A 23,415-nucleotide genomic window follows, 5' to 3' on the forward strand; every position below is an offset into this window, starting at 1 on the left:
AAAAAGAAACCTGGCAGGAATTCCTGTCAAGCTTTCCTATGTACCATCATACATGATTATCCGCTTAAAGAAAACTAAAGGCAAAAGACACTGCATGCAGGCGGAGCATACCCGTGAACATGCTCATTCCGTTATTTGCCTTTGAATTAAACTTCTTTAGGCAATAAGAGAAAGCCCCGTTAAAAAACGGAGCTTTTAGTCAAATGACAATTCATTACATAGTGCTTTGTATGTAATTCACAGCATCACCTACTGTGGCGATTTTTTCAGCGTCATCGTCCGAAATTTCCATATCAAACTCGTCCTCGAATTCCATGACTAGTTCAACTACATCAAGGGAATCGGCACCAAGATCTTCTTTGAAAGAAGCTTCAAGTTTTACCTCTGATTCTTCTACGTTCAAACGATCTACAACGATTTTAGTTACTCTTTCTAATACATCTGCCAATGTGTTCACCTCCCCTCAAGACATTATAAATTAATTTCGAAAAAAATCAAGAAAACTTACATGACCATGCCGCCATCTACATGAAGAGTTTGCCCAGTCATATATTTGCTTGCATCGGAAGCAAGGAAAGACGCCACTGCAGCAATATCTTTAGGGTCACCGAAACGTGCAAGCGGAATTTGGTCCAGCATGGCTTTTTGGACGTCCTCAGGCAATTCACCGGTCATATCCGTTGAGATGAAACCTGGGGCAATCGCATTGACCGTAATGCCTCTTGATGCAAGTTCCTTTGCCGTCGTTTTAGTCAAACCGATGACACCTGCTTTAGCCGCTACATAATTAGCCTGCCCTGCATTTCCGCTGACGCCGACGATCGATGCCATATTGATGATCCTGCCGCTGCGCTGCTTCATCATTTGCCTTGTAACAGCTTTGGTGCATAGGAACACGCCTTTAAGATTCGTATTGATAACAGAATCCCATTCATCTTCTTTCATGCGCATCAATAGGTTATCACGTGTGATGCCGGCATTATTAACCAGGATATCCACTCTTTCAAATTGTACGACGACCTCTTTGATCATGCTTGTCACCGATTCACTATTTGCAACATCGCATTGGATGGCGAATGCTTTCCGGCCCAATGCCTTGATTTCATCAACCACTTCATTCGCTTTAGCCTCACTGCCGGAATAGTTAATGGCAACGTCTGCTCCCTGACGGGCAAGTTCCAATGCAACTTCCCTGCCAATACCTCGTGATGCTCCCGTTACAAGCGCTTTTTTACCTTCGAGGATCATGCTTGTACCCCCTTCAATGTTTCAATTGTTTTAGTTAGAGTGTCTATATCGGATACCGAATGAATTTGAACGGAACGATCAATTTTCTTTATCAATCCGCCCAACACTTTCCCTGGGCCAACCTCGATGAACGTATCCACGCCCAATTCAAGTAGACTTTTTACACTGTCCTCCCAAAGGACCGGTGAATACAGCTGTTCGATTAATTTTTCTTTTATTTCGGCAGGTGCTGTAATGGGCTTAGCCGTTACGTTTGAAATGACAGGAATTTCTGCCTGTTTGAAGCTTACTTCATCAAGGACACCCTGTAACTTTTCTGCTGCCGGTTTCATTAATTCAGAATGGAACGGTCCACTCACTTCAAGAGGAAGAGCCCGTTTAGCCCCATTTTCCTTGGCTTTTGCACTTGCAAGTTTAACCCCTTCGGAGGTGCCTGAAATGACGATTTGCCCTGGACAATTAATATTGGCCAATTGAACGGATTCACCTGTGGCCGTAATTTCAGAAGTGACTTCAGATAGCGCTTCACGGTCCATTCCCAAAATCGCAGCCATTGAGCCTTGACCATTCGGTACTGCAGCTTCCATGAATTCACCGCGTTTACGCACTGTATATACGGCATCTTCGAAAGAAATTGCACCAGATGCCACTAATGCCGTATATTCACCTAAACTGTGCCCGGCAGTATAATCGGGTTTGATTCCCGCTTCTTCCAACTCCTTGACAAAAGCATAACTCGTAGTCAATAAGGCTGGCTGTGCATTATAAGTCACCGTTAATTCTTGTTGTGTGCCATTAAAGATCAATTCCGTAAGCGGAAAATCAAGTTTTTCATCTGCTGATCGAAAAATTTGCTGAGCACGCTCTTTTTCCTGAAATAAGCCATGCCCCATTCCTATTGATTGTGATCCTTGTCCTGGAAAGACAAAAGCAATTTTACCCATCTGTTACTCCCCTGCCTCTATGATTTATTATTGTTTTTCTATTGTCTCCGCAATTGTCGATATGACGTCATTTCCAACCATATCGCGAGTCTGGCGTATAGCATTATAGACCGCATTCGCATCTGAAGAACCATGCGCCTTAATGACAGGGGCCTTCAAACCGAAGAGGCCAGCACCGCCATACTCCGAGTAATCCATTTTATTTTTTATGACTTTTAGTTCTGGCTTTACCATTGCTGCAGCCAACTTACTTTTGAGGTTGCTCATCAAGGCAGCTTTCACCATTTTGAATACGCCCATAGCAGTACCTTCAAGCGTCTTTAACACCATATTTCCCGTAAAGCCGTCCGTCACGACAACGTCCGCCGGCCCGTTTAGGAGGTCCCTTGCCTCTACGTTACCTATAAAGGATATCTCCGATGATTGCTGAAGTAGTGTAAAGGCATGCTTAGTCAGTTCGTTCCCTTTTTTTTCTTCTGTTCCGATATTAAGTAATCCGACACGGGGCTTTTCGATTCCCCGCACTTTTTGGGCATAAACAGACCCCATTATGGCGAATTGAAGGAGATGCTCCGGTTTCGCATCGGAGTTCGCGCCTACATCCAGTAATACAAAACCCTTGCCATCGATCGTCGGAAGGGTGGGAGCCAATGCCGGACGTTCAATGCCTTCTATCCTTCCGACCACAAACAAACCTGCAGCCATTAGCGCCCCCGTATTGCCTGAAGAAATGCATGCGTCCGCTTCTCCGTCAGCCACTTGCTGTGCAGCCAATACCATCGAAGCGCTTTTCTTGCGGCGAACCGCACGAACAGGTTCATCGGTACTTAATATTTTTTCATCAGTATGTATAACCCTTATTCGGCCATGCTTCACTAAGTATCGGTTAATCTCGGATTCATTGCCTATCAAGGTAATTTCCACATCGGGAAAAGCCTCGACAGCTTTCATCGCTCCCAAAACCTGTGCCTTGGGAGCATTATCGCCACCCATTGCATCTATCGTTATCTTCATTTTTTTCATCCTTTACTAGCAAGTTAAGAGCGATACATTTCGAACTCGCCTTTAAAAACCAGTTCATTACCCACGTAGCTTCTAACCTCCACCACGGAACGATCGTTGGTGTGGTCCACGTTTTTAACCCTAGCTTTAGCTACCACTCTTTCATTTTCCTTTACAGACCGAGTGAATAAAATGGATGCTTTCGCAGTTAATGCCAATTCATCATTTATGACTGCCACAGCCAATGAGTTTGCTTGGGCAAAAAGGTGATGTCCCCTTGCGATTCCATTCCGCTTAAAGACATGCTCTTTATTTATATCCAAAATCGAAATTGCATTATCATCTAAATTAAGATCAATTACTTCCCCGATGATTTCATCCAAAGGCAATGCCCTGATTTCGTCACTGAATTTTTTCTCGGCCACGCTTTTAATCCGTTCACGCAGTTCCGGTATCGATAATTCAAGACGGTCAAGCCTAATGGTCTGGACGCTCACCGAATATTTTTCAGCCAGCTCCTCATCCGTTACAAAAGGATTCTGTTTAATCGTTTCGATTAATAATTGCTGGCGTTCCTTCTTATTTCTTCGCATTTGAAGGTCACCATCCGTAGTATTATGACTAGGTACTAATAGTAGTATATATATTTTAAAAACAGATTGCAAGATATTGCGTAAAATCTCACAATCTGCTATTGGTTTTTTATTCAGTTCAGTCCAGCTTTTCTCCCGTAAATACTCCCGTTCCCTCTAAATAGTCCCGCAAAGGTGCATACTCCGGGGAATGCCAAAAGCTTTGGGAGGCAATCAATTTTGCCGCATCCATCCTTGCCACTTCAAGGGTCCTGTAATCATGGACCATGTCGGCTACCTTGAATTCTGGAAGACCGCTTTGTTTTTTACCGAAGAAGTCCCCGGGTCCGCGGAGTTCCAAATCCTTTTCGGAAAGGGCAAAACCATCGTTTGTCTCAGTCATGATTTTCATCCGCTCTTTCCCGACTTCCGTTTTCGGATCAGCCAGCAGGATGCAAAAGGACTGATCGCTCCCCCGTCCAACTCTTCCACGTAGCTGGTGCAACTGCGAAAGTCCAAAGCGCTCCGCATCATAAATGACCATTACCGTTGCATTTGGAACATTCACCCCAACCTCGACGACCGTCGTGGAAACAAGGATTTGCGCTTCATTGGCACTGAACTGCTGCATCACTTCTTCCTTTTCATCCGCGGGCAGACGTCCATGCATAAGACCCACTTTGTACCTGTTCGCAAAGTATTGTGTCAGCATTGCATGAACATCAAGAACATTCTGTAAAGAATCGAGTTTCTCCGACTCCTCAATCAATGGACAGATGACGTAAGCCTGTCTCCCTTTTTTTAGTTCCTTTTCGACAAAGGATAAGATCCGATCAAGCATTTGGTGTTTCGCCCAATAGGTCTCTATCGCTTTACGCCCGGCAGGCATCTCATCAATCGTCGAGACGTCCATTTCCCCAAACACTGTAATTGCGAGAGTTCGCGGAATTGGTGTAGCCGTCATGAAAAGTACATCTGGATTGGTACCTTTTTCACGAAGGATACGGCGCTGCTCCACTCCGAAACGATGTTGTTCATCCGTTATGACAAGACCTAAATTCCGGAAATTCACTTCATCTTGAATCAATGCATGAGTTCCTATCAAAAGATCCAGCTCCCCGGATTCCAGCATTTGCAATAGTTCCTTGCGCTTTTTGCCTTTTACCGAACTTGTCAACAATGCGACCTTTACTCCACTCGGTTCCAACATGGCTTTCAGCGATTGTGTATGCTGCTCAGCCAAGATTTCCGTCGGGACCATAAGTGCACCTTGGAAACCTGCTGTAATCGTAGCCTTCAGGCATATGGCGGCAACCACCGTTTTCCCAGACCCGACATCCCCTTGAAGCAGACGATTCATCCTGTAGGGAGATTTCATGTCATTCATTATTTCCTCGACGACCCTATTCTGAGCGTTCGTCAAAGGAAAAGGTAGGGTTTCAACAAAGGCTTCCAGCCGCTCCATGTCAAACTCCTGGCCTATTCCTTTTGACTGCTCCCGCTGCACTTTACGAAGTGCCTGCATTTTAAGTTGAAACAATAAAAATTCTTCATACACAAAACGGCGCCGGGCCTTCTTCACGTCATTGGCCGATTGAGGGAAATGCATGGTACGAAGAGCATCATTACGCGGCATCAGTTTGTATGCCGCCAATAATTGCGGGGGCAGATTTTCTTCTATCATTGTGCCATATTCAGAAAATGCATTGGAGATAAAGCGGCGGAGCCCTTTGACGGTAATGCTGCCCTTCACTGAGTACACCGGTTCGAACTCTTTCTCACCGCTCCGATCACCAACATGGCATTCCGAGCCTGTAATGGTTTGACGATGACGATCCCACTTCCCCGTTACCGTTACGGTTTCGCCTATCGCAAGCTTCGGCTTCAGATAAGGCTGGTTAAAAAAAATGACATTTATTAAATATCTCCCAGTCAAAACTTTAATCGTGAGCCTGGATTTTTTCTTTCCGAAGTACCCTAACGTGGGTACCGTATGAACTTTGCCTTCTACAGTAACCCGTTCATCATGCTCGACTGTTTCTAAATCCCTCAACCGGTAATCTTCATAGCGATATGGAAGGTGCTCAAGGAGATCCGCGACGGTATGAATCTCCATTTCCCCCAAAGCTACAGCCGTTTCGGCCCCAATGCCTTTTACTGCGGTAATGGGTTCGTGTAAAGTCGAGTTCACTTCTTATTTAGCGGTAAGCCAAAGATTTTCGCTTCCAACTCCCGTCCAGTCGGTGTAGCCGCTAAACCTCCTTGTGCAGTTTCCCTAAGAGCAGATGGCATCGTTTGCCCGATTTTATACATCGCATCAATTACTTCATCACACGGTATGCGGCTTGTGATACCCGCTAAAGCCATATCTGCTGCAACCATGGCATTGGCTGCACCCATGGCATTACGCTTCACACAAGGCACCTCCACAAGCCCAGCAACAGGATCACACACAAGACCAAGCATGTTCTTTAATGTGATTGCCATCGCTTCTGCACTTTGTGCCGGTGTCCCTCCTGCCATTTCAACGATGGCTGCCGCTGCCATACCCGAAGCAGAACCGACCTCAGCCTGACAGCCCCCTGCGGCTCCAGAGATCGAAGCATTATTCGCTACAACAAAACCAAACGCCCCTGCTGTAAATAGGAACTCAATTTTCTGTTCCCGATTCGGTTTTAATTTATTTTGCAAAGCGAAAAGGGTACCAGGCACAACACCAGCAGATCCGGCAGTCGGTGTCGCACAAATCGTTCCCATGGCTGCGTTCACTTCGTTTGTTGCCACGGCTTTGCTTACCGCATCCAACAGCAGTTCACCGGATAAGGAGTTTCCCGATTTAATGTAATTCTGAAGAAGGACTGCATCCCCTCCCGTCAGGCCGGAAACGGACCGTACACCTTGAAGTCCCTTTTCAACTGCCTGTTCCATTACATCCAGGTTGACCCCCATCTGGCGTATGATTTCTTCACGGCTTTTTCCCGTTACTTCCATTTCCTGCTCTATCATCAGCGTTGAAATTTTTTTCTGCTTTGATTCAGCTAATTCTACTAATTCCGCTACATTTCGAAACATGATCTCTTCTCCTTCCTAAGTGGAAACGATTGCTCTATCAATCCACAATCCTTGCTACTTGAGTGATATTGGGGAGTGCTGTAATTTCAGCTATGACGTGATCCTCCAGGTTTTGGTCCACTTCAATCGTCATCAAGGCCATCTGCCCTTTCTCTTTTCGGGAGACTTCCATTTGGCCAATATTGATCTGATGCTTGGCCAATATGTTTGAAACATTGGCAATGGCACCAAATCGATCATCATGAACGACAAGTATGGCAGGGTTGTGCCCGGACAGCCTCAATTTAAATCCGTTCAATTCGACAATTTCGATCTTTCCCCCTCCTATCGATATTCCGACAAGTTCCAGCTCACCATCATCATCACCAACTGTTATTTTTGCTGTATTGGGATGTTCCGGTACTGCCTCTTCTTCTCGAAATGTAATTTTCATTTTCTTTTTGCGTGCTATTTCCAGCGATTCTTTGATTCTCTCATCAAATGTATCAAAATCAAGCAAGCCTCCTACAATGGCTACATCCGTTCCATGGCCTTTATAGGTTTTGGCAAACGATCCGTAAAAAGAAATATGGGCCCATTTTGGTTCCCGGTCGAATAAATTCCTGGCAACCCTACCGATCCTCGCAGCTCCTGCTGTATGGGAACTAGATGGGCCGATCATAACAGGACCAATTATATCGAATACACTTCTAAATTTCATGATTAGCTCCTCCTTCTTTTCACTTGGAGTCAGTTTAATAATAAAGCCTGATATATTGTAATTACAATTATGCTGTCCGTAATCCTTCTTTTCATAAAAAATAAAACTGCATAGCCTAATGACATATGCAGTTTATTGCCTTTTATTTTTTTCGGGATCCTCCAAACATTATGACGGATAGGTTTCCCTTATTTTCATGTTCTCTACTTATTCAATTGAAAAAATGAAAGAATATAAAGGTTGTTTCCCATTATGGACTTCAACTTCAACATCTTCGAAATTCTCATTACAAAACGCAACAAGACTTTCGACATCTTCAGCAGTGGCATCTTCACCATATAAAATGGTAAGGATTTCTGAATCTTCGTCAATCATATCGGAGAGAAGATCTTTTGCCGCTTGAGTCATGTCTTTATCCTTCACCTTGATGGTGCCTTCAGCAATTCCCATGAAGTCCCCGGTCTCGATTGCAAGGCCGTCAATGTTGGTATCCCGGACAGCATAAGTAATCTGGCCCGTTTTCACATGCGAAAGGGCTTCGATCATCGCTTTTTTATTCTCTTCGGCATCAAGTGAAGGGTTGAAAGCCAACAATGCAGCCATTCCCTGTGGTACCGTTTTCGTTGGAATGACAGTCACGTGATCCCCAAGTACATCTGCAGCCTGATTGGCGGCCATGATGATATTTTTATTGTTAGGCAAGATGATCACATGATCTGCATATGCCCCTTCGACAGCTTTAACGATATCTTCCGTACTAGGATTCATCGTTTGCCCGCCTTCGATGACGGACTTAGCGCCGATGCTTTTGAATAATTCGCTGATGCCAGCGCCCATCGCCACTGACACTACAGCGTACTTCTCTTTGGTGGGCGGTTTAGTTTGAAGCGGTGTATTCGTCTCACCTACAATCGCAGTATGCTGTTCACGCATATTATCGATTTTCATTTTTATTAAACTACCATATTGCTGTCCATAATTCAGGCAGGTGCCAGGCTGTTCAGAGTGAATATGTACTTTGACGACTTCATCATCTGAGATGACTAGTAAAGAATCTCCGTATTCACTTAAATCATTTCTGAATTTTTCTTCATCAAATGATTGATTGGCAAGTTTTTCACTTTCCAATCGGACCATGAATTCCGTACAGTAGCCAAACACGATATCTTCCGTGTTCATATGTCCTTGTACATTCATGTGATGTTCGGCACTGATCATGTCATCCATGCTTGGACCATTAGCGGATCGGACTGGAAGGGCTTCACCTTTCAGCTCAGCAAGGAAACCTTCATATACGAACACCAACCCTTGCCCCCCGCTATCAACGACACCCACTTCTTTTAAGACTGGAAGAAGATCAGGTGTGCGTTTTAATGAAGCATTGGCCTCCGTAACGATTTCTTCCATTACCTGAATTAGGTCTATATGCTTTGCTGCTGATGAAACCGCTTGCTTGGCTGCATCTTTTGCAACCGTTAAAATGGTTCCTTCAACAGGTTTCATAACGGCTTTATAAGCTGTCTGAACCCCTGCTTCAAAAGCTTGGGCAAATTCTTCACTATTGATTTCCGATTTATGTTCAATCGCTTTAGCAAAACCGCGGAACAGTTGCGAAAGGATAACTCCCGAATTGCCGCGTGCGCCCATAAGCAATCCTCTTGAAAGCGACGCACCCACTTTTCCGATGTGTTCCTGGACGTTATTTTGCACTTCCTTCGCTCCCGAAGTCATCGATAAATTCATATTCGTTCCTGTATCTCCATCCGGAACAGGGAAAACATTCAACGCATCAACCATTTGGGCATTAGCCGCTAAATGGTTGGCACCTTGAATGATCATTTCTGCAAAACGCTTTCCGTTCAAACTTGTAATTGACACAAAACTTTCCTCCTATACTTAAGGGTTCGTCACACGAACTCCCTGTACAAAAATGTTAACGGAATCAACAGCTAATCCTACAGTTTTGTCCAGAGTGTACTTTACCTTTGATTGCACATTATGTGCAACTTCCGAGATTTTCGTTCCATAACTTACGATAATATACATATCGATATGAACTTCTTCCTCTTCTTGACGGACAATTACACCCTTAGTAAAGTTTTCTTTTCTTAAAATTTCGGCAATGCCGTCTTTAAATTGTTTTTTGGAAGACATTCCTATAATTCCGTAGCAATCCACGGCTGCGCCTCCTGCTACAGTAGCGATAACATCATTAGAGATATCAATTTGTCCATACTTCGTTTGTAATTCGATAGACATTTTCTTTTCCCTCCCAAAAATCAAATCAACTAAAGACATTTTACTATAATGTCTATGGTTTTAAAAGTAAATGTCTTACGGTACTCTATATAATTCAATTTCGAAGTATGTATGTCAAGGTTTTTTTCTTTAAAGTAATTAACTGAAGTATTGCATTCTAGCGGTAGGTATGATAAATTATTAAAGTATTTTACAAAGACTTAAGACGACTGCGAAAAACTTAAGCTTGTTGTAGTTAGGAGGGAATTTGACATGGCACGTAAATGTGTAATCACTGGAAGAAGAACTCGTTCTGGTAACAGCCGCTCTCACGCAATGAACGCTAGCAAGCGTACATGGGGCGCTAACCTTCAAAAAGTACGTATTTTAGTTGACGGTAAACCTAAACGTGTATACGTTTCTGCAAGAGCTCTTAAATCGGGCAAAGTAGAACGCGTATAATGTTACGGCATCCTCTTAGGATGCCTTTTTACTTGTAATGGCCGGTATTTAATGGGGATGGTCTCAAATCCTTGACCGGGTCCAGTCTGAATCAAGAAGGAGGCCTTCACCCATTAATGGATGGCCGCCCTATTTTCCTAAAAAATAACACCTCCCTTAATTTGAGAGGTGTCATGGAGATAAGTATCAGCCTTTTTTAAACGCTCCGAGCATAGCCCTTACCAAACTGCCCAGAACTTTTGGCAATTTAATCGTATAAAATTTCATCATGCCCCTCCTCTTTGCATCCCACAATTAAAGATGAAGTGGAATTTTTCTATTACAACATAAGCTTTTAAGCGGATATAGGATGATCGTAATTATATCCGAATCTGCTCTAAGCATGAATTTTAATCACTGCTTCTTATCACCATTAATATGCCTTTCTCAAATGAAACATTCCCAGATTCGGAAATTAGTTCATTGCTGATGCAAAGCGTCGAACCCATTTCCAAGCTTGCATCGTCCAGCGGATATTTGAAACCCGAAAGAGTAATGCCGGTGACTTCAGCGTTTACTGGGAGCAAGGACAAGTATTTCTTATCATTCAAAGCAGTGACCTTATATAAACCTGCTGTCTTTACTGTGATTATATTTTGCCGATCGACTATGTATATATCCATATCGCCATGATGAGGGAGGACACTTTCTTTTTGGAGCAGCTGGATATTCCCGAGAAAATGGTCCATTCTTCCCCCTGTTGCGCCCAGAATGTGAATTTCTCTTGGCTTTTGCCCCATTGCCCAATTAAATGCGATTTCTAAATCCGTTTCATCCTTTTCCGAGGAATAAAGATTGATTTTTTCCAGCATTTGCTCAATCTTTTCGTATTCACCTTCCGAAACCGAATCAAAATCCCCAAAACCGTAATTAGGCTCGATACCTTTTTCAAGCAGAGACCATACTCCCCTGTCAACCCCGACCCACAGATCTGTCTTCTCCTTATACCATGTCAAATCCGGCCAAAAACATTCCGGACCTCCAGCCATTATACTGATAATCATCGAAATCATCCTTTTCCATATAAAAATTATCCAAGGTGCCTTAGTTTAATTGATAAAAAAAGCCGATCACCATCATATGAATATGATAGTGTCGGCTTATATCACTTTCCCCGAATCTTTTGAATCGCTACGTGTCGATCTTCCTGATTATATATTGCCGAACCGGCCACCAGGATTGTCGCCCCTTGTTCAATACATAGTTTAGCCGTTTCTTCATTTACTCCACCATCAATCTCTATCTCGAGATTTTGATTATACTTTCCTGCCATCGCCTTCACTTCGGCAATTTTCGGAAGAACGGATTTAATGAACTTTTGCCCCCCAAAACCCGGATTAACCGTCATCAACAATACCATGTCAATATCTTCGATTATAGGTTGTATCAAGGAAGCCGGAGTGGCTGGATTAAGCACCACGCCTGCCTTTACACCAAAAGATTTGATCAATTGAACCGTTCGATGCAAATGTGTGCATGCCTCTACATGTACAGTTATATAATCGGCTCCCGCTTTCGCAAAGGACTCGATATAACGATCAGGTTGTTCGATCATTAAATGAACATCAAGCGGAAGCTTCGTTACTGGGCGGATAGCGTCAACAATTAGTGAGCCTATCGTTATATTCGGCACGAAATGCCCATCCATGACATCCACATGGATCAAATCCGCTCCGCCCCTTTCCACATCAAGAATTTCTTCTCCCAATTTTGCAAAGTCAGCTGATAAAATGGATGGTGCGATTTTAACCATTTTAATACCTCGGCTTTCTATCTCTTATTTCTTCTAAGAATTGCATATAATGCTCGTATCGATAACGGGGAATTTCCCCGGAATCAACCGCTTCCTTCACTGCACATTTCGGTTCTTTATCGTGGAGACAGGCCCTGAATTTACAGTCTTCCCCATGCTTATGCATTTCCGGGAAGCAATAGGATAGCCGTTCAGCTTCCATTTCCATGAATTCTAGTGAACTGAACCCTGGAGTATCCGCGACAAGTCCAGAGCCAATATGGATCAATTCAACGTGCCGGGTCGTATGCTTCCCGCGTCCCAGGTGTGAAGAAATATCATCCGTCTTTAAAGCCAATTCCGGATTGATCGCATTCAGCAAAGACGATTTCCCAACACCGGACTGACCCGCAAATACACTGGTCTTTCCTTCTAAATACGGCACTAGTTCTTCAATCCCTCCGGCGGTAACGGAAGATGTCTCCAGTACAGTATAGCCAAGTTTCTGATAGTCCTTGATATACTGGGACAATTTCTTTTGGTTTTCAGCTGTAACCAAGTCCAGTTTCGTCACGACGATAATCGGTTCGATTTCGTTATCTTCGATCAATACGAGAAATCGATCAAGCAAGGCTGGACTGAAATCAGGTTCCACTGCCGAAAAGACAAGAATTGCCTGGTCTACATTCGAGATTTGCGGACGTATCAATTCATTCTTTCGCGGTTTTATTTCGGTTACGGTCCCGTCCGTTTTATTTTCCGCTTCAAAAACAACATAATCACCAACGAGCGGGGTTACCTTATTCTTCCTGAACAGGCCCCTTCCACGGCATTGATAGACCTCTTCACCATCAAGGACATAATAAAATCCACTTAATGCTTTGATAATTTTTCCTTCGGGCATAACCACACTCCTAATTATTAAATTTATTCTGGATATGAGACGGATTCGTCAATGATGACCTGATTGTCCCGCATGACTTTATATCCTGCTTTCTTATCCGGGGAAACCATTAATTCGATCGTTCTCTTCGCTTCTGCCAATATATAGAATGTTTCTTGAGGCTCCGTCATGCTGTTGTCGATATCCTCGATGAAGATTTGGATTTTTTGTGATTTGCCTGGCTCAACCGGATCATACTCGATTGTTACTTCTTCCGTTACACTCTTGGGCGGAATCTCTTCTTTCCCTTTTGAAATGACCACTTTCACAGTACTGCCTTTTTCCACCTTCGTAGCAGGTTCCGGTGACTGGGAAATGACAAGCCCCTCCGCTACGGAATCATCATAGATTTCTTCTTCGACATCGATCTTTATTCCACTTTCACTGGAATAATCATCAAGGCCAGCTTTATTGAACCCCGTTAAGTTCTTCAAGCTCAACAGATCTTCCCCTTTACTGACCGTCAGCTCAAGCTCCGTTTCGGATGGTACGACCTCAGTGGCACCCGAAGGAGATTGATCTATGATCGTGCCGGGAGCACTGTCATCATATTTTTCAGTCACGCTTATGTTTTTGAATCCCATTTTTTCAAGCAAGGATTTAACATCAGAGTAATCTCGACCTTCATAGCTGGACAATGAAATCGTCTCTTTACCAACGCTTTGATAAATATCGATCACTGCACCTTCCTTGACCGTCTTACCTTCCTTAGGATTGGTTTTGATCACAAGACCAGCTTCAACCTCTTCATCTTCAATCTCAATCGTATCTCCAATTTCCAAATCCAGTTCAAGCAATTCAGTAATGGCGTCATCCAATTCTTCCCCTTTAAGGTCAGGGATCGTCACTTCCTTCGAGACAAGGAGGGGAGGTAAAACTGTGACAGATAAAACAGCAAGCAGTGCGAGAACTAAAAAGGTGGTCACCAAGATCGCTGGCATGTTCTTTCGTTTTTTACCTTTGTATTCCGACTTGTTTTTTTGTTTTTTCTGTTTCTTTTGTTTCTTCTGTTTCTTTTTTGAATTACTCTCTGCTACTGATTCACTTTCCTCATCGTCCGCATAAACTAACGTATTTTTTTCAGGACCCCTTATGATTGTCTCATCGATGCTTGAAAGCTGGTCATCCGTTATGACGGGGATGGCTTTTGTTGCATCATGATCTTCGGGAATCGCAAAAGGAAGTTCATTTGAACGCTCCGGATTAAGCGACGTCCGTATATCATCCTCCATCGAGTCCACGCTCTCATAGCGGTAATATGAATCTTTGGCTGTCGCTTTCAAGATAATATTTTCCACACTCTGGGGTATTTCAGAGTTCCAGCGTTTTGGCGAAGGAGTTTCCGATTGTAAATGTTTAAGAGCTATCGACACGGCTGATTCACCCGAAAAAGGCAATCTCCCCGTCAATAATTCAAACATGACGATGCCAAGTGAATAAATGTCCGATTTCTTGTTGGCCATACCGCCTCTAGCCTGTTCCGGAGATAAATAATGAACCGAACCCAAGACTGCGTTGGTCTGCGTTATGTTTGTTGCACTTAGGGCCAATGCAATGCCAAAGTCCGTAATCTTGACGGTTCCTTCCTTATCAATCAAAATGTTCTGTGGCTTGATGTCACGATGGATGATCCCATTATGATGGGCATGGGAAATCGCTGCCGTGATTTGCCTCATGATATCCAAGGCTTCATCAACTGGAATTGGATAATATTTTTGTATGTATTGCTTAAGTGTAAAACCATCAACGTATTCCATTACAATATAATAGATGGAATCTTCTTCACCAACATCATAAATACTTACGATATTCGGATGGGCCAAACTGGTTGCCGATTGGGCTTCCCGATTGAAGCGCTTGATGAACTCTTCGTCATTATTAAAATCCATGCGAAGGATTTTCAAGGCAACATCCCTATCTAAGATCATATCCCTTGCAAGGTAAACATTAGCCATACCGCCGCCGCCGACCATCTGGATCAGTTTATAACGGCCGTTGATCCTTCTGCCAATCAACATTCAATTCACCTGCTTTCACTTTCTTCAGTAAATTGAACAAGCACAAGGGTGATATTATCTTCCCCACCGTAGTGATTGGCCTTATCTATTAATGAATTCGCCTTTTCTTCAAGTGACTGTTCATTGGTTACCGTTTCTTCCAGTTCCAGTTCACTCACTTTATTCGTCAATCCGTCCGAACAAAGCAATAGTAAATCATTTTCTTCGAAGATGACCGTCATAATGTCCATTTCCACTTGCGTTTCTGTCCCCAAGGCTCGTAATAAAACATTTTTCCGTGGATGGTTTTCGGCATCTTCTTTCGAAATCTGACCGGATCGGACCAATTCGTTAACGAGTGAATGATCTTCCGTGACCTGCTTAAACCCACTCTCATTATACAAATAACATCGGCTGTCCCCGATGTTGGCAATGGTAGCAAACTTGTCGGTGCAAATGGCTGCAACAATGGTGGTACCCATGCCCTTACATTCCGTATTCGCCTCTGCATGTTCAAAAAGCAACTGATTGACCGTGAAGATTTGCTGCTTAAGCCAATCTTCGGCATCATTTGCCGTTTCGATTGCGGTGGATACTTCCCAGCCCTTTTTCAGAAGGTCTATCGTCATTGCACTGGCTACATCCCCGGCACGGTGGCCGCCCATGCCATCTGCAACGATGGCAAGGCGAACGCCTTCCGAGTTCTTAAAGATTCCGCCATTATCTTCATTATGCTGGCGGACTTTTCCACGGTCTGTCTTAAATATTGCCCTCATAGGGTCACCTCGTCTCTTCTTTGCGCTCCTTCGCCCGAAGCTGGCCGCAGGCTGCGTCAATATCACTGCCTTGTTCCCTTCGGATCGTTACATTAATGCCGCGCTTCTTCAATGTTTTTTCAAACTCAAAAATCTGATCCCGAGGTGTTCGTACATAGTTGCGTTCCGGTACATAGTTAACCGGTATTAAGTTCACATGGCATTTTATCCCTTTTATTAAAGCCGCTAATTCTTCAGCGTGCTCCACTGAATCATTTTCGCCACCGAATAGACCATATTCAAAACTTACACGGCGGCCTGTTTTTTCTGTATAGTATTTGATGGCCTCAATCAGGTCTGGAAGTTTGTAGGCCTTATTGATCGGCATCAATTTACTTCTCAATTCCGTATTCGGTGCATGAAGGGAAACAGCAAAGTTTATTTGCATGCTTTCTTCGGCAAACTTGTAGATTTTAGGAATGATTCCACTTGTGGAAACGGTAATATGACGCGCACCGATGTTCAAGCCCTTTTCATGGTTTATATTCTTCAAGAATGACATCATATTATCGTAGTTATCAAACGGTTCACCGATTCCCATGATAACGACGGAACTAACACGCTCTTCCGACTCGTCAAGTGCTTGCTGAACTTTAACGACCTGGGCAACAATTTCCCCTGATTCAAGATTCCGCTTTAAACCGCCTAGTGTCGAAGCACAGAATGTACAGCCAATTCTGCATCCTACCTGCGTTGTCACGCAAATGGAGTTTCCGTATTCATGACGCATCAGCACCGTTTCAATCGAATAGCCATCTTGGAGTTCAAATAAGAACTTCATCGTTCCGTCATTGGACGTTTGCTGAATCAAAGTCTTCAATGTTGTGAAGGTGAATTGCGACTCCAACTTATCCCGTAATGATTTCGAAAGGTTGGACATATCTTCAAAACTGGAGACACGCTTTTTATAAAGCCAGTCATAAACTTGCTCGGCCCGGAATGCCTTCTCTCCATTTTGAAGAAGCCATTCTTTAATTTGGTGAAGCTCCAATGAGTAGATCGATGGTTTTTCTGGTGTTGTGTCTTTTCTTACTCTAGATGATTTAGTGATTTCTGCCATTACAGCACCTTCTTTCTAAAACTCGCAATAAAGAATCCGTCACTGCTAAAATATTGCGGAAAAACTTGCAGCGTATGACCCTCGATGTATGGCTGAACGCTTTCAGGCATTCTTGTGGACAAGGTTGCATCGCTTTCAAAATCCGGATGGCTTTCCAAAAATGCTGCAGCGACTTTGTCATTTTCTTCTATATCCACCGTACAGGTACTATATACTAACCGTCCGCCTTGCTTAACAAGCGGGGCAGCCGACTCCAATAATTGTTGTTGTATACTTGAGAGTTTCATTATATCATCTTTTGTTTTAGTATACTTTACATCAGGCTTCCGGCGCATGACTCCCAATCCGGAACATGGTGCATCGATCAGGACCCTGTCAAACCCTTCTTTATTAAAGTGCTCTTGCACTTTTCTGCTATCAAGGGCCATTGTCTTAATATTGTTTCTGAGTTTTAGGCGTTCCGCCTGCTCTTTAATGAGCTTGACCTTATGCTCATGAAGGTCGAGCGCATATACTTGTCCTGTGGTCAAGCCTTCTGCGATATGGGTCGTTTTCCCTCCGGGTGCAGCACAGCAATCGAGTACAGCATCATTTTCATTCGCACCCAATGCATGGGCAACTAGCATTGAACTCTCGTCCTGGATCGATAGATACCCCATTTTATAGCTTTCTGAATGAGCAAGATTCCCTTTATAGCTGACGATTGCTTCGGGAACGACTTCACTCGATTCAACATCAAATCCTTCTTCCGTTAATATGCTGATCAGTTCACGGCGTGAGATCTTCTTTAAATTAACACGTCCTGTCTGTAATGGCGCAGTTAAGTTGATTTCACACATTTCCTTGGTTTTTTCATAACCAAATTGCTCTACCCAACGCTGGACCAGCCAAATAGGATGACTCACTTCTATGGAAAGCCGTTCCAGATCATCTTTAATTTCCTCTAAAGAAGGAACACCATTTCTTTGAATATTACGAAGCACACCATTGACCATCGAAGAGGTGCCCTTGTGTCCGCGCTTTTTGGAAATTTCTACAGCCTCGAAAATGATTGCATGATCAGGCACTTTATCTAAATAGACCATTTGGTAAACGGAAAGTCTAAGTAAATTGATGACCCAGCTTTGCGTTTTTTTAGGTTGTTTTATAAACGGGTTCAAAAAATAATCCAAAGTCATTTTCCGCTGGATGGTACCGTAGCTTATCTCTGTAAGCAAACCGCTGTCCACGACGGATAACTGGTGCTTTTTAATCAAGTTGTTCAATAATAGGTTACTGTAGGATTGGTTTTTCTCTACAGATTCCAAAATATCGAGAGCAATTTCACGTACTCCCTTTTTAGTTTGCTTCATTCTGTTCTCCTAACTTCATGCCGGCTTTAACGAACGATCCGGCTCCGCGTAAGTAATCTTTCGCCGGCATTTTTTTCTTTCCAGAAGGCTGCAGTTCTGTTACTAGTATGGCCGTCTCATTGCCTGTCGAAACGATGAAACCATCATTTTGTACCTCAACGACCGTGCCCGGCAAGGCCTGCTTGCCAGCTTCTAATTTCTTTACTTGCCATATTTTCATAATGGAACCGTCTAAGGTTGTATAAGCAACAGGCCAAGGATTCAGGCCGCGTACATGGTTATAGATGTCTTCCCCTGTTTTCGACCAGTCGATTTTTTCCTCCGACCGTTTGATGTTAGGCGCAAAAGATGCTTTAGCATCATCTTGCTTGATTGCCTGTAACTCTTCATTTATTAGTTTTGGAAGTGTCTCCGCAAGTAAATCCGACCCTATCTTGCTTAATTTATCATGCAGTGTACCAACATTGTCTTCTTCCTCTATAGTAACTTCAGCCTGAGTCAATATATCACCGGCATCCAATTTTTCTGCCATATACATGATGGTTATCCCTGTCTTTTCTTTCCCCTGTAAAATGGAATAATGAATTGGCGCCCCTCCACGCAGTTCAGGAAGCAGGGAGGCATGTACATTAATACATCCGTACTTAGGGGCATCCAACAATTCATTCGGAAGAATTTGTCCGAATGCCGCCGTCACCACTAAATCAGCATTCAATGCAATGATTTTTTCAAGTTCTTCTTTTTCCCGGATTTTTTCAGGCTGATAAACGGGTATCCCATGCTTTTCGGCTTCGACTTTAACTGGCGGCGGCGTTAGCACCTTTTTGCGGCCCACTGGACGATCGGGCTGGGTGACAACAGCGATCACATCATACCCTTCATCAATGATTCTTTTCAATACCGGCACCGAAAAGTCCGGTGTACCCATAAAAATTATTTTTGTCATTCTTCTCCATACCTTTCTAACTCTTCTTCCGAAATATACCGGGAAACCTTACTTGTAAATAAGACTCCATGCAGATGATCGATTTCGTGTAGAAGGGCCCTTGCAAGGAAATCCTCCGCTTCTATCTCGAAATAAGATCCTTTTCGGTCTTGTGCCCGTACTTTTACACGGTAAGGACGAACTACTTCGCCATATAAACTCGGGAAGCTCAAGCATCCTTCAACACCTGTCTGTTCTCCTTCCAATTCCAGCACTTCCGGATTAATCAGTTCGATTGCACCTGATCCTTCCTCTATTTCAACGACGGCCACTTGCTTTTTCACACCAACTTGAGGTGCTGCAAGTCCAACGCCATCCGCCTCCACCATCGTTTCATACATGTTATTTAACAGCTTTGCCAACTTTTTATCAAAACTTGTTACTTTATCACATTTTTGTTGTAAAATTTTTTCAGGAAACAAAACAATCGGTAAAATAGCCAAAATTAAAGGTACCCTCCTAGATATGAAAAACAACACTTCATTATATAAAAACGCAAGCTGTAACAGCTCGCGGTAATCATCCATCTCTTAAATAATTACATCATGATCTGTGGATTTAAATCTATTGAAATCTGCAGATGATTCTGAGCGGTTTCTTTTTGGTAATGCTCTAAAAGTGTGCGTAAATGCTGATTCAGGTCCGGCTCTCGTTTGTATTTTATCAGACATTGATAGCGATATCTATTGTTGATTCGACTAATGGGCGAAGCAACCGGACCTAGTACGACAGAATCCCGATTCAATCGCGAGCCTAAATAATTGGTGATTTTCTCAGTAACACTCCCCGTCTTCATTAAATCTTCATGTGAAACGGTTATAAGGACAACATAATAATATGGAGGGTAATGACTTTGCCTCCTTAGATACATCTCCCGTTCATAAAAAGCATCATAATCCTGCAGGGCAGAAAGCTCGATGCTATAGTGCTCAGGCGTATAGGTTTGGATGACCACTTCTCCCGGAAGCTGATGCCGTCCCGCCCTTCCGCTGACCTGCGTCAGCAGCTGAAATGTCTTTTCCGAAGAACGGAAGTCAGGCAGATGCAGCATCGTATCGGCTGAAAGGACTCCAACAAGAGTGATATTAGGAAAATCAAGGCCCTTGGCTATCATTTGGGTGCCTAGCAATATATCCGCCTTTCCTTCACCAAAGGCATTCAGCAATCGCTCATGGGAGCCCTTCTTACTCGTCGTGTCAACATCCATTCGTATGACCCTTGCTTCAGGCAGGATTTTTGCAAGCTCTTCTTCAACCTTTTGAGTGCCTGTTCCAAAGAACCTTATATGTTCACTTTCACATTCAGGGCAAACGGAAGGCATTCCCTCTTCAAACCCACAATAATGGCATTTCATTATATCATTAAAGCGATGATATGTAAGTGAAATGTCACAATTAGGGCAGTTGATGACCAAACCGCAGCTTCGACACATCACAAAGGAAGAATGCCCTCTTTTATTTAGCATCAGGACAGTTTGCTCTCCCTTCTCAAGCCGGTCTTTCAGCTTGGTAAAGAGCAGCTCCGAAAACATGGAACGATTTCCCGTTCTTAGTTCTTCCCTCATATCTACAATATCCACTGCTGGCAAAGCACTTTTATTCATCCTCTGGCTAAGTGTCAATAATTTATAGACATTTTTCTTGGCTCGCGCAAAAGATTCAAGTGTAGGTGTGGCGCTGCCAAGAATAACCGGACAACCATATGATTTTGCTCTTTCAATGGCAACATCCCTAGCGTGGTACCTTGGCGTTTCTTCTTGCTTATAACTTGATTCATGCTCTTCGTCAATGATGACCAGCCCCAGGTTTTCAAAAGGAGCAAACACGGCAGAACGCGCCCCGACCACCACTTTTACTTCTTTACGGTGAATTTTCCGCCATTCATCATATTTTTCACCTACGGATAAACCGCTATGCATGACAGCTACCTGCTCCCCAAATCGTTCCTTAAACCTCTTCACCGTCTGTGGCGTCAAGGAGATTTCAGGTACAAGCATGATGGCTTCCTTCCCTTTTTCAATAACAGAGGCAATTGCCTGTAGATACACTTCCGTCTTCCCGCTGCCGGTTACACCATATAAAAGGAAGACATCATGTTCATCATGCTGTATTTTCTCTTGGATCGGCTTCAATGCAGCGGTTTGTTCAGCTGTCAGTGTAAAGGGAATGGATTTTTCGAACACACGGTTTTCATAAGGATCACGGTATATTTCTTGATCCATTTCAGCCAAGGCCCCTTTTGACACTAGGGATTTGACGGTGCCGCCTGATGTGTTCATCAATTCAAGCAATTCCTTTAACGGGATGGGTTCTTGATGTTCAATAAAGTATTGAAGGAGTTCCTGTTGTTTTTTTGCATGGCTGGATATGGTTGATGCCATTTCTTTCAGTTCCATAGGGGAAAGCAAAGATTTAATCACTCGGACCGTCTTCTTGTTAAGTCGGTTTTTCACATTATATTCGAGCTCAAGATTGCCATTTTGCATTTCCCTTTGTACCAGGGAGGCATTCTCCCCTTCAATCACATCTTTCCAGGATAGTGAATCATTTTTTCCGAAAAGGTTTTGAATGGAGGGAGGGAGCTGGTCCTTTTTATCTTCAACGACTTTAATAACTTTTTCATACTTTGCTTTCATCGCTGCCGGAAGCATGGCCTGTAGCGCTGAAATTTTAAAACACATCGCCTCCTTGGTCAACCAGTCACCGAGCTGAAGCAATTCATCATTGAGGATGGGCTCCAAATCCATTGGTTCCTTTATAAAGCGTAATTTCGCAAAGTCGCTTTTAGCTTTTAAGCCTGTGACGAACCCCTGCACCATTCTTGGACCGAATGGGACGATGACTCTCATTCCGGGTTTGATGACTTGGTTCCACTTTTCAGGGATGCGATAGTCGAATTCTCGATCCGTTTGTTTAGCAGGTACATCCACGATGACGGATGCTATATCCATAAGACATCATTCCTTTTGCTTGCGAGATACTTCTGCCAGGATGCTTTTAGCTATATCCGCTTTACTCATTTTTGGAAGTTCGGTCGCACTTCCATCTTTAGCGTAAATGGTCACGATGTTCGTATCCGTTCCAAACCCTGCCCCTGCGACGGTAACATTATTGGCAACGATCATATCTGCATTCTTTTTGACTAATTTTCCTCTTGCGTATTCCTCAACGTTGTTCGTTTCAGCCGCAAAGCCCACCAAAATCTGATGCGTTTTATTTTCACCGAGTTCCATTAGGATATCCTTTGTCCGTTCAAATTCAATCACATTTTCCCCTGGCTGCTTTTTCATCTTTCGAGTATGATAGACCTTCGGTTTATAATCCGCCACTGCAGCCGTCATGATTACGACATCACTGGTAGCGAACTGATCGAATACCGCATCATACATATCTGCTGCTGATTCCACTGGTATTACTCTGACCTTGGGAGGTGGCGTCAAGTTCACTGGACCGGTAATCAATGTCACCTCAGCGCCCATTTCAATTGCCGCTTCGGCTAGGGCATAGCCCATTTTGCCGCTGGAATGATTCGTCACAAAACGCACCGGATCAATCGCTTCACGTGTCGGTCCTGCCGTTATTAAATATTTCTTTCCTTTAAGAGGCTGTTGCTGTAATTTGCGTTCATTGAAATATCTATTAAGATGTTCTACGATTGTTTCCGGTTCCTCCAATCGCCCTTTCCCTACATATCCGCAGGCCAAATACCCTTCACCCGGTTCAATGAATTGATATCCAAACGACCGAAGTGTCTCCATATTTTTCTGAACCGCTGGATGTACGTACATGTGCACGTTCATTGCCGGCGCAACCCAAACAGGTGCTTCCGTTGCCAATAGGGTGGTCGTGATCATATCATCCGCGATTCCATTGGCTACTTTGCCAATGACATTGGCTGTAGCTGGAGCCAACAGGATGATATCAGCCCAATCAGCCAAGTCGATGTGGGCAATGACTGAAGAATCCTTCTCATCAAAAGTATCTGTGTACACATCATTTCTCGAAAGTGCTTGAAAGGTGAGCGGGGTCACGAACTTACGTGCCGATTCACTCATGATCACTTTAACATGCGCACCTTCCTGAGTTAATTTACTTGTCAGGGCAGCAGCCTTATATACAGCAATCCCGCCGGTGACACAAAGAAGTACTTTTTTATCGATAAGCATGCAAATTTCCCCTAACTATACATTCTATTCGTTCTAATTATGACGGAAAACCGAAGAAATTTCATTTGAAATGCGCAATAACCTATGGA

General features: G+C 43.5%; 23 protein-coding genes. 1 reads left to right on the forward strand and 22 read right to left on the reverse strand.

What is annotated here, in order from left to right; translation table 11 throughout:
• Positions 1–214: 214 nt before the first annotated feature.
• The 10 genes from J7I90_RS04265 to J7I90_RS04310 form a co-directional block, all read right to left on the reverse strand.
• Entirely contained in the window at positions 215–448 is a 234-nt protein-coding gene (locus J7I90_RS04265; protein WP_034313729.1) for an acyl carrier protein, read from the reverse strand.
• Positions 449–504: 56 nt separating this feature from the next.
• On the reverse strand, positions 505–1,245 hold the full coding sequence (fabG, locus tag J7I90_RS04270) for a 3-oxoacyl-[acyl-carrier-protein] reductase (protein ID WP_214770060.1): 741 nt from the start codon (positions 1,243–1,245) through the stop codon (positions 505–507).
• Positions 1,245–2,192, reverse strand: coding sequence for an ACP S-malonyltransferase (gene fabD / locus J7I90_RS04275; RefSeq protein ID WP_098184655.1), 948 nt, complete (start codon positions 2,190–2,192; stop codon positions 1,245–1,247). Before fabD ends, fabG begins: the two co-directional genes overlap by 1 nt.
• A 27-nt stretch (positions 2,193–2,219) precedes the next feature.
• On the reverse strand, positions 2,220–3,206 hold the full coding sequence (gene plsX, locus J7I90_RS04280; protein WP_214768563.1) for a phosphate acyltransferase PlsX: 987 nt from the start codon (positions 3,204–3,206) through the stop codon (positions 2,220–2,222).
• A 23-nt stretch (positions 3,207–3,229) separates the two neighbouring features.
• Positions 3,230–3,787 carry a transcription factor FapR gene (gene fapR, locus J7I90_RS04285; protein WP_034313744.1) on the reverse strand — a complete coding sequence of 186 codons (558 nt, stop codon included), beginning with the start codon at positions 3,785–3,787 and terminating at the stop codon, positions 3,230–3,232.
• Positions 3,788–3,905: 118 nt separating this feature from the next.
• Positions 3,906–5,957: an ATP-dependent DNA helicase RecG gene (gene recG, locus J7I90_RS04290; RefSeq protein ID WP_214768565.1), complete on the reverse strand. Its 2,052-nt coding sequence runs from the start codon at positions 5,955–5,957 to the stop codon at positions 3,906–3,908.
• Positions 5,954–6,838 (reverse strand): L-serine ammonia-lyase, iron-sulfur-dependent, subunit alpha, encoded by an 885-nt coding sequence (gene sdaAA, locus J7I90_RS04295; RefSeq protein WP_048684931.1) that lies wholly within the window; start codon positions 6,836–6,838, stop codon positions 5,954–5,956. The genes recG and sdaAA overlap by 4 nt, the downstream gene beginning before the upstream one ends.
• 37 nt (positions 6,839–6,875) lie before the next feature.
• The gene (sdaAB, locus tag J7I90_RS04300) at positions 6,876–7,538 is read right to left on the reverse strand and encodes an L-serine ammonia-lyase, iron-sulfur-dependent subunit beta (protein ID WP_034313754.1); all 663 of its coding nucleotides are present in this window, start codon (positions 7,536–7,538) and stop codon (positions 6,876–6,878) included.
• 207 nt (positions 7,539–7,745) lie between these two features.
• On the reverse strand, positions 7,746–9,416 hold the full coding sequence (locus J7I90_RS04305; RefSeq protein WP_034313758.1) for a DAK2 domain-containing protein: 1,671 nt from the start codon (positions 9,414–9,416) through the stop codon (positions 7,746–7,748).
• Between the two features lie 18 nt (positions 9,417–9,434).
• Entirely contained in the window at positions 9,435–9,797 is a 363-nt protein-coding gene (locus tag J7I90_RS04310) for an Asp23/Gls24 family envelope stress response protein (RefSeq protein ID WP_214768567.1), read from the reverse strand.
• Between the two features lie 252 nt (positions 9,798–10,049).
• Here J7I90_RS04310 and rpmB point away from each other — a divergent pair, with 252 nt between their 5' ends.
• Positions 10,050–10,238 (forward strand): 50S ribosomal protein L28, encoded by a 189-nt coding sequence (gene rpmB, locus J7I90_RS04315; RefSeq protein ID WP_034313767.1) that lies wholly within the window; start codon positions 10,050–10,052, stop codon positions 10,236–10,238.
• Positions 10,239–10,424: 186 nt separating this feature from the next.
• On the opposite strand, the gene spoVM is transcribed toward rpmB, so the two are convergent.
• From spoVM to coaBC, 12 genes are all read right to left on the reverse strand, one after another.
• Entirely contained in the window at positions 10,425–10,505 is an 81-nt protein-coding gene (gene spoVM, locus J7I90_RS04320) for a stage V sporulation protein SpoVM (protein WP_034313769.1), read from the reverse strand.
• Positions 10,506–10,627: 122 nt separating this feature from the next.
• Complete coding sequence (locus J7I90_RS04325; protein WP_214768569.1) at positions 10,628–11,281, reverse strand: thiamine diphosphokinase; 654 nt, start codon at positions 11,279–11,281, stop codon at positions 10,628–10,630.
• A gap of 101 nt (positions 11,282–11,382) precedes the next feature.
• A complete protein-coding gene (gene rpe, locus J7I90_RS04330) occupies positions 11,383–12,030 on the reverse strand; it encodes a ribulose-phosphate 3-epimerase (RefSeq protein WP_214768571.1) in 648 nt (215 codons plus the stop codon).
• Position 12,031: 1 nt separating this feature from the next.
• Positions 12,032–12,913, reverse strand: a complete 882-nt coding sequence (gene rsgA / locus J7I90_RS04335) for a ribosome small subunit-dependent GTPase A (protein ID WP_053534359.1) — start codon at positions 12,911–12,913, stop codon at positions 12,032–12,034.
• Positions 12,914–12,936: 23 nt separating this feature from the next.
• Positions 12,937–14,970 carry a Stk1 family PASTA domain-containing Ser/Thr kinase gene (gene pknB, locus J7I90_RS04340; protein ID WP_214768573.1) on the reverse strand — a complete coding sequence of 678 codons (2,034 nt, stop codon included), beginning with the start codon at positions 14,968–14,970 and terminating at the stop codon, positions 12,937–12,939.
• A 5-nt stretch (positions 14,971–14,975) separates the two neighbouring features.
• Entirely contained in the window at positions 14,976–15,725 is a 750-nt protein-coding gene (locus tag J7I90_RS04345) for a Stp1/IreP family PP2C-type Ser/Thr phosphatase (RefSeq protein WP_214768574.1), read from the reverse strand.
• A gap of 4 nt (positions 15,726–15,729) precedes the next feature.
• The gene (gene rlmN, locus J7I90_RS04350) at positions 15,730–16,824 is read right to left on the reverse strand and encodes a dual-specificity RNA methyltransferase RlmN (protein WP_034313788.1); all 1,095 of its coding nucleotides are present in this window, start codon (positions 16,822–16,824) and stop codon (positions 15,730–15,732) included.
• Positions 16,824–18,176, reverse strand: coding sequence for a 16S rRNA (cytosine(967)-C(5))-methyltransferase RsmB (gene rsmB, locus J7I90_RS04355; protein ID WP_214768576.1), 1,353 nt, complete (start codon positions 18,174–18,176; stop codon positions 16,824–16,826). The genes rlmN and rsmB overlap by 1 nt, the downstream gene beginning before the upstream one ends.
• Positions 18,163–19,122, reverse strand: a complete 960-nt coding sequence (gene fmt / locus J7I90_RS04360; RefSeq protein ID WP_214768578.1) for a methionyl-tRNA formyltransferase — start codon at positions 19,120–19,122, stop codon at positions 18,163–18,165. Before fmt ends, rsmB begins: the two co-directional genes overlap by 14 nt.
• Positions 19,119–19,604, reverse strand: coding sequence for a peptide deformylase (gene def, locus J7I90_RS04365; RefSeq protein WP_214768580.1), 486 nt, complete (start codon positions 19,602–19,604; stop codon positions 19,119–19,121). Before def ends, fmt begins: the two co-directional genes overlap by 4 nt.
• A gap of 95 nt (positions 19,605–19,699) precedes the next feature.
• Complete coding sequence (gene priA / locus J7I90_RS04370) at positions 19,700–22,111, reverse strand: primosomal protein N' (RefSeq protein ID WP_214768582.1); 2,412 nt, start codon at positions 22,109–22,111, stop codon at positions 19,700–19,702.
• Between the two features lie 6 nt (positions 22,112–22,117).
• Positions 22,118–23,326, reverse strand: coding sequence for a bifunctional phosphopantothenoylcysteine decarboxylase/phosphopantothenate--cysteine ligase CoaBC (gene coaBC / locus J7I90_RS04375; protein WP_214768584.1), 1,209 nt, complete (start codon positions 23,324–23,326; stop codon positions 22,118–22,120).
• Between the last annotated feature and the right edge of the window lie 89 nt (positions 23,327–23,415).

It is taken from the genome of Bacillus sp. ISL-57, from assembly GCF_018613135.1.
In the GTDB taxonomy this organism is placed as follows: domain Bacteria; phylum Bacillota; class Bacilli; order Bacillales; family DSM-1321; genus Peribacillus; species Peribacillus frigoritolerans.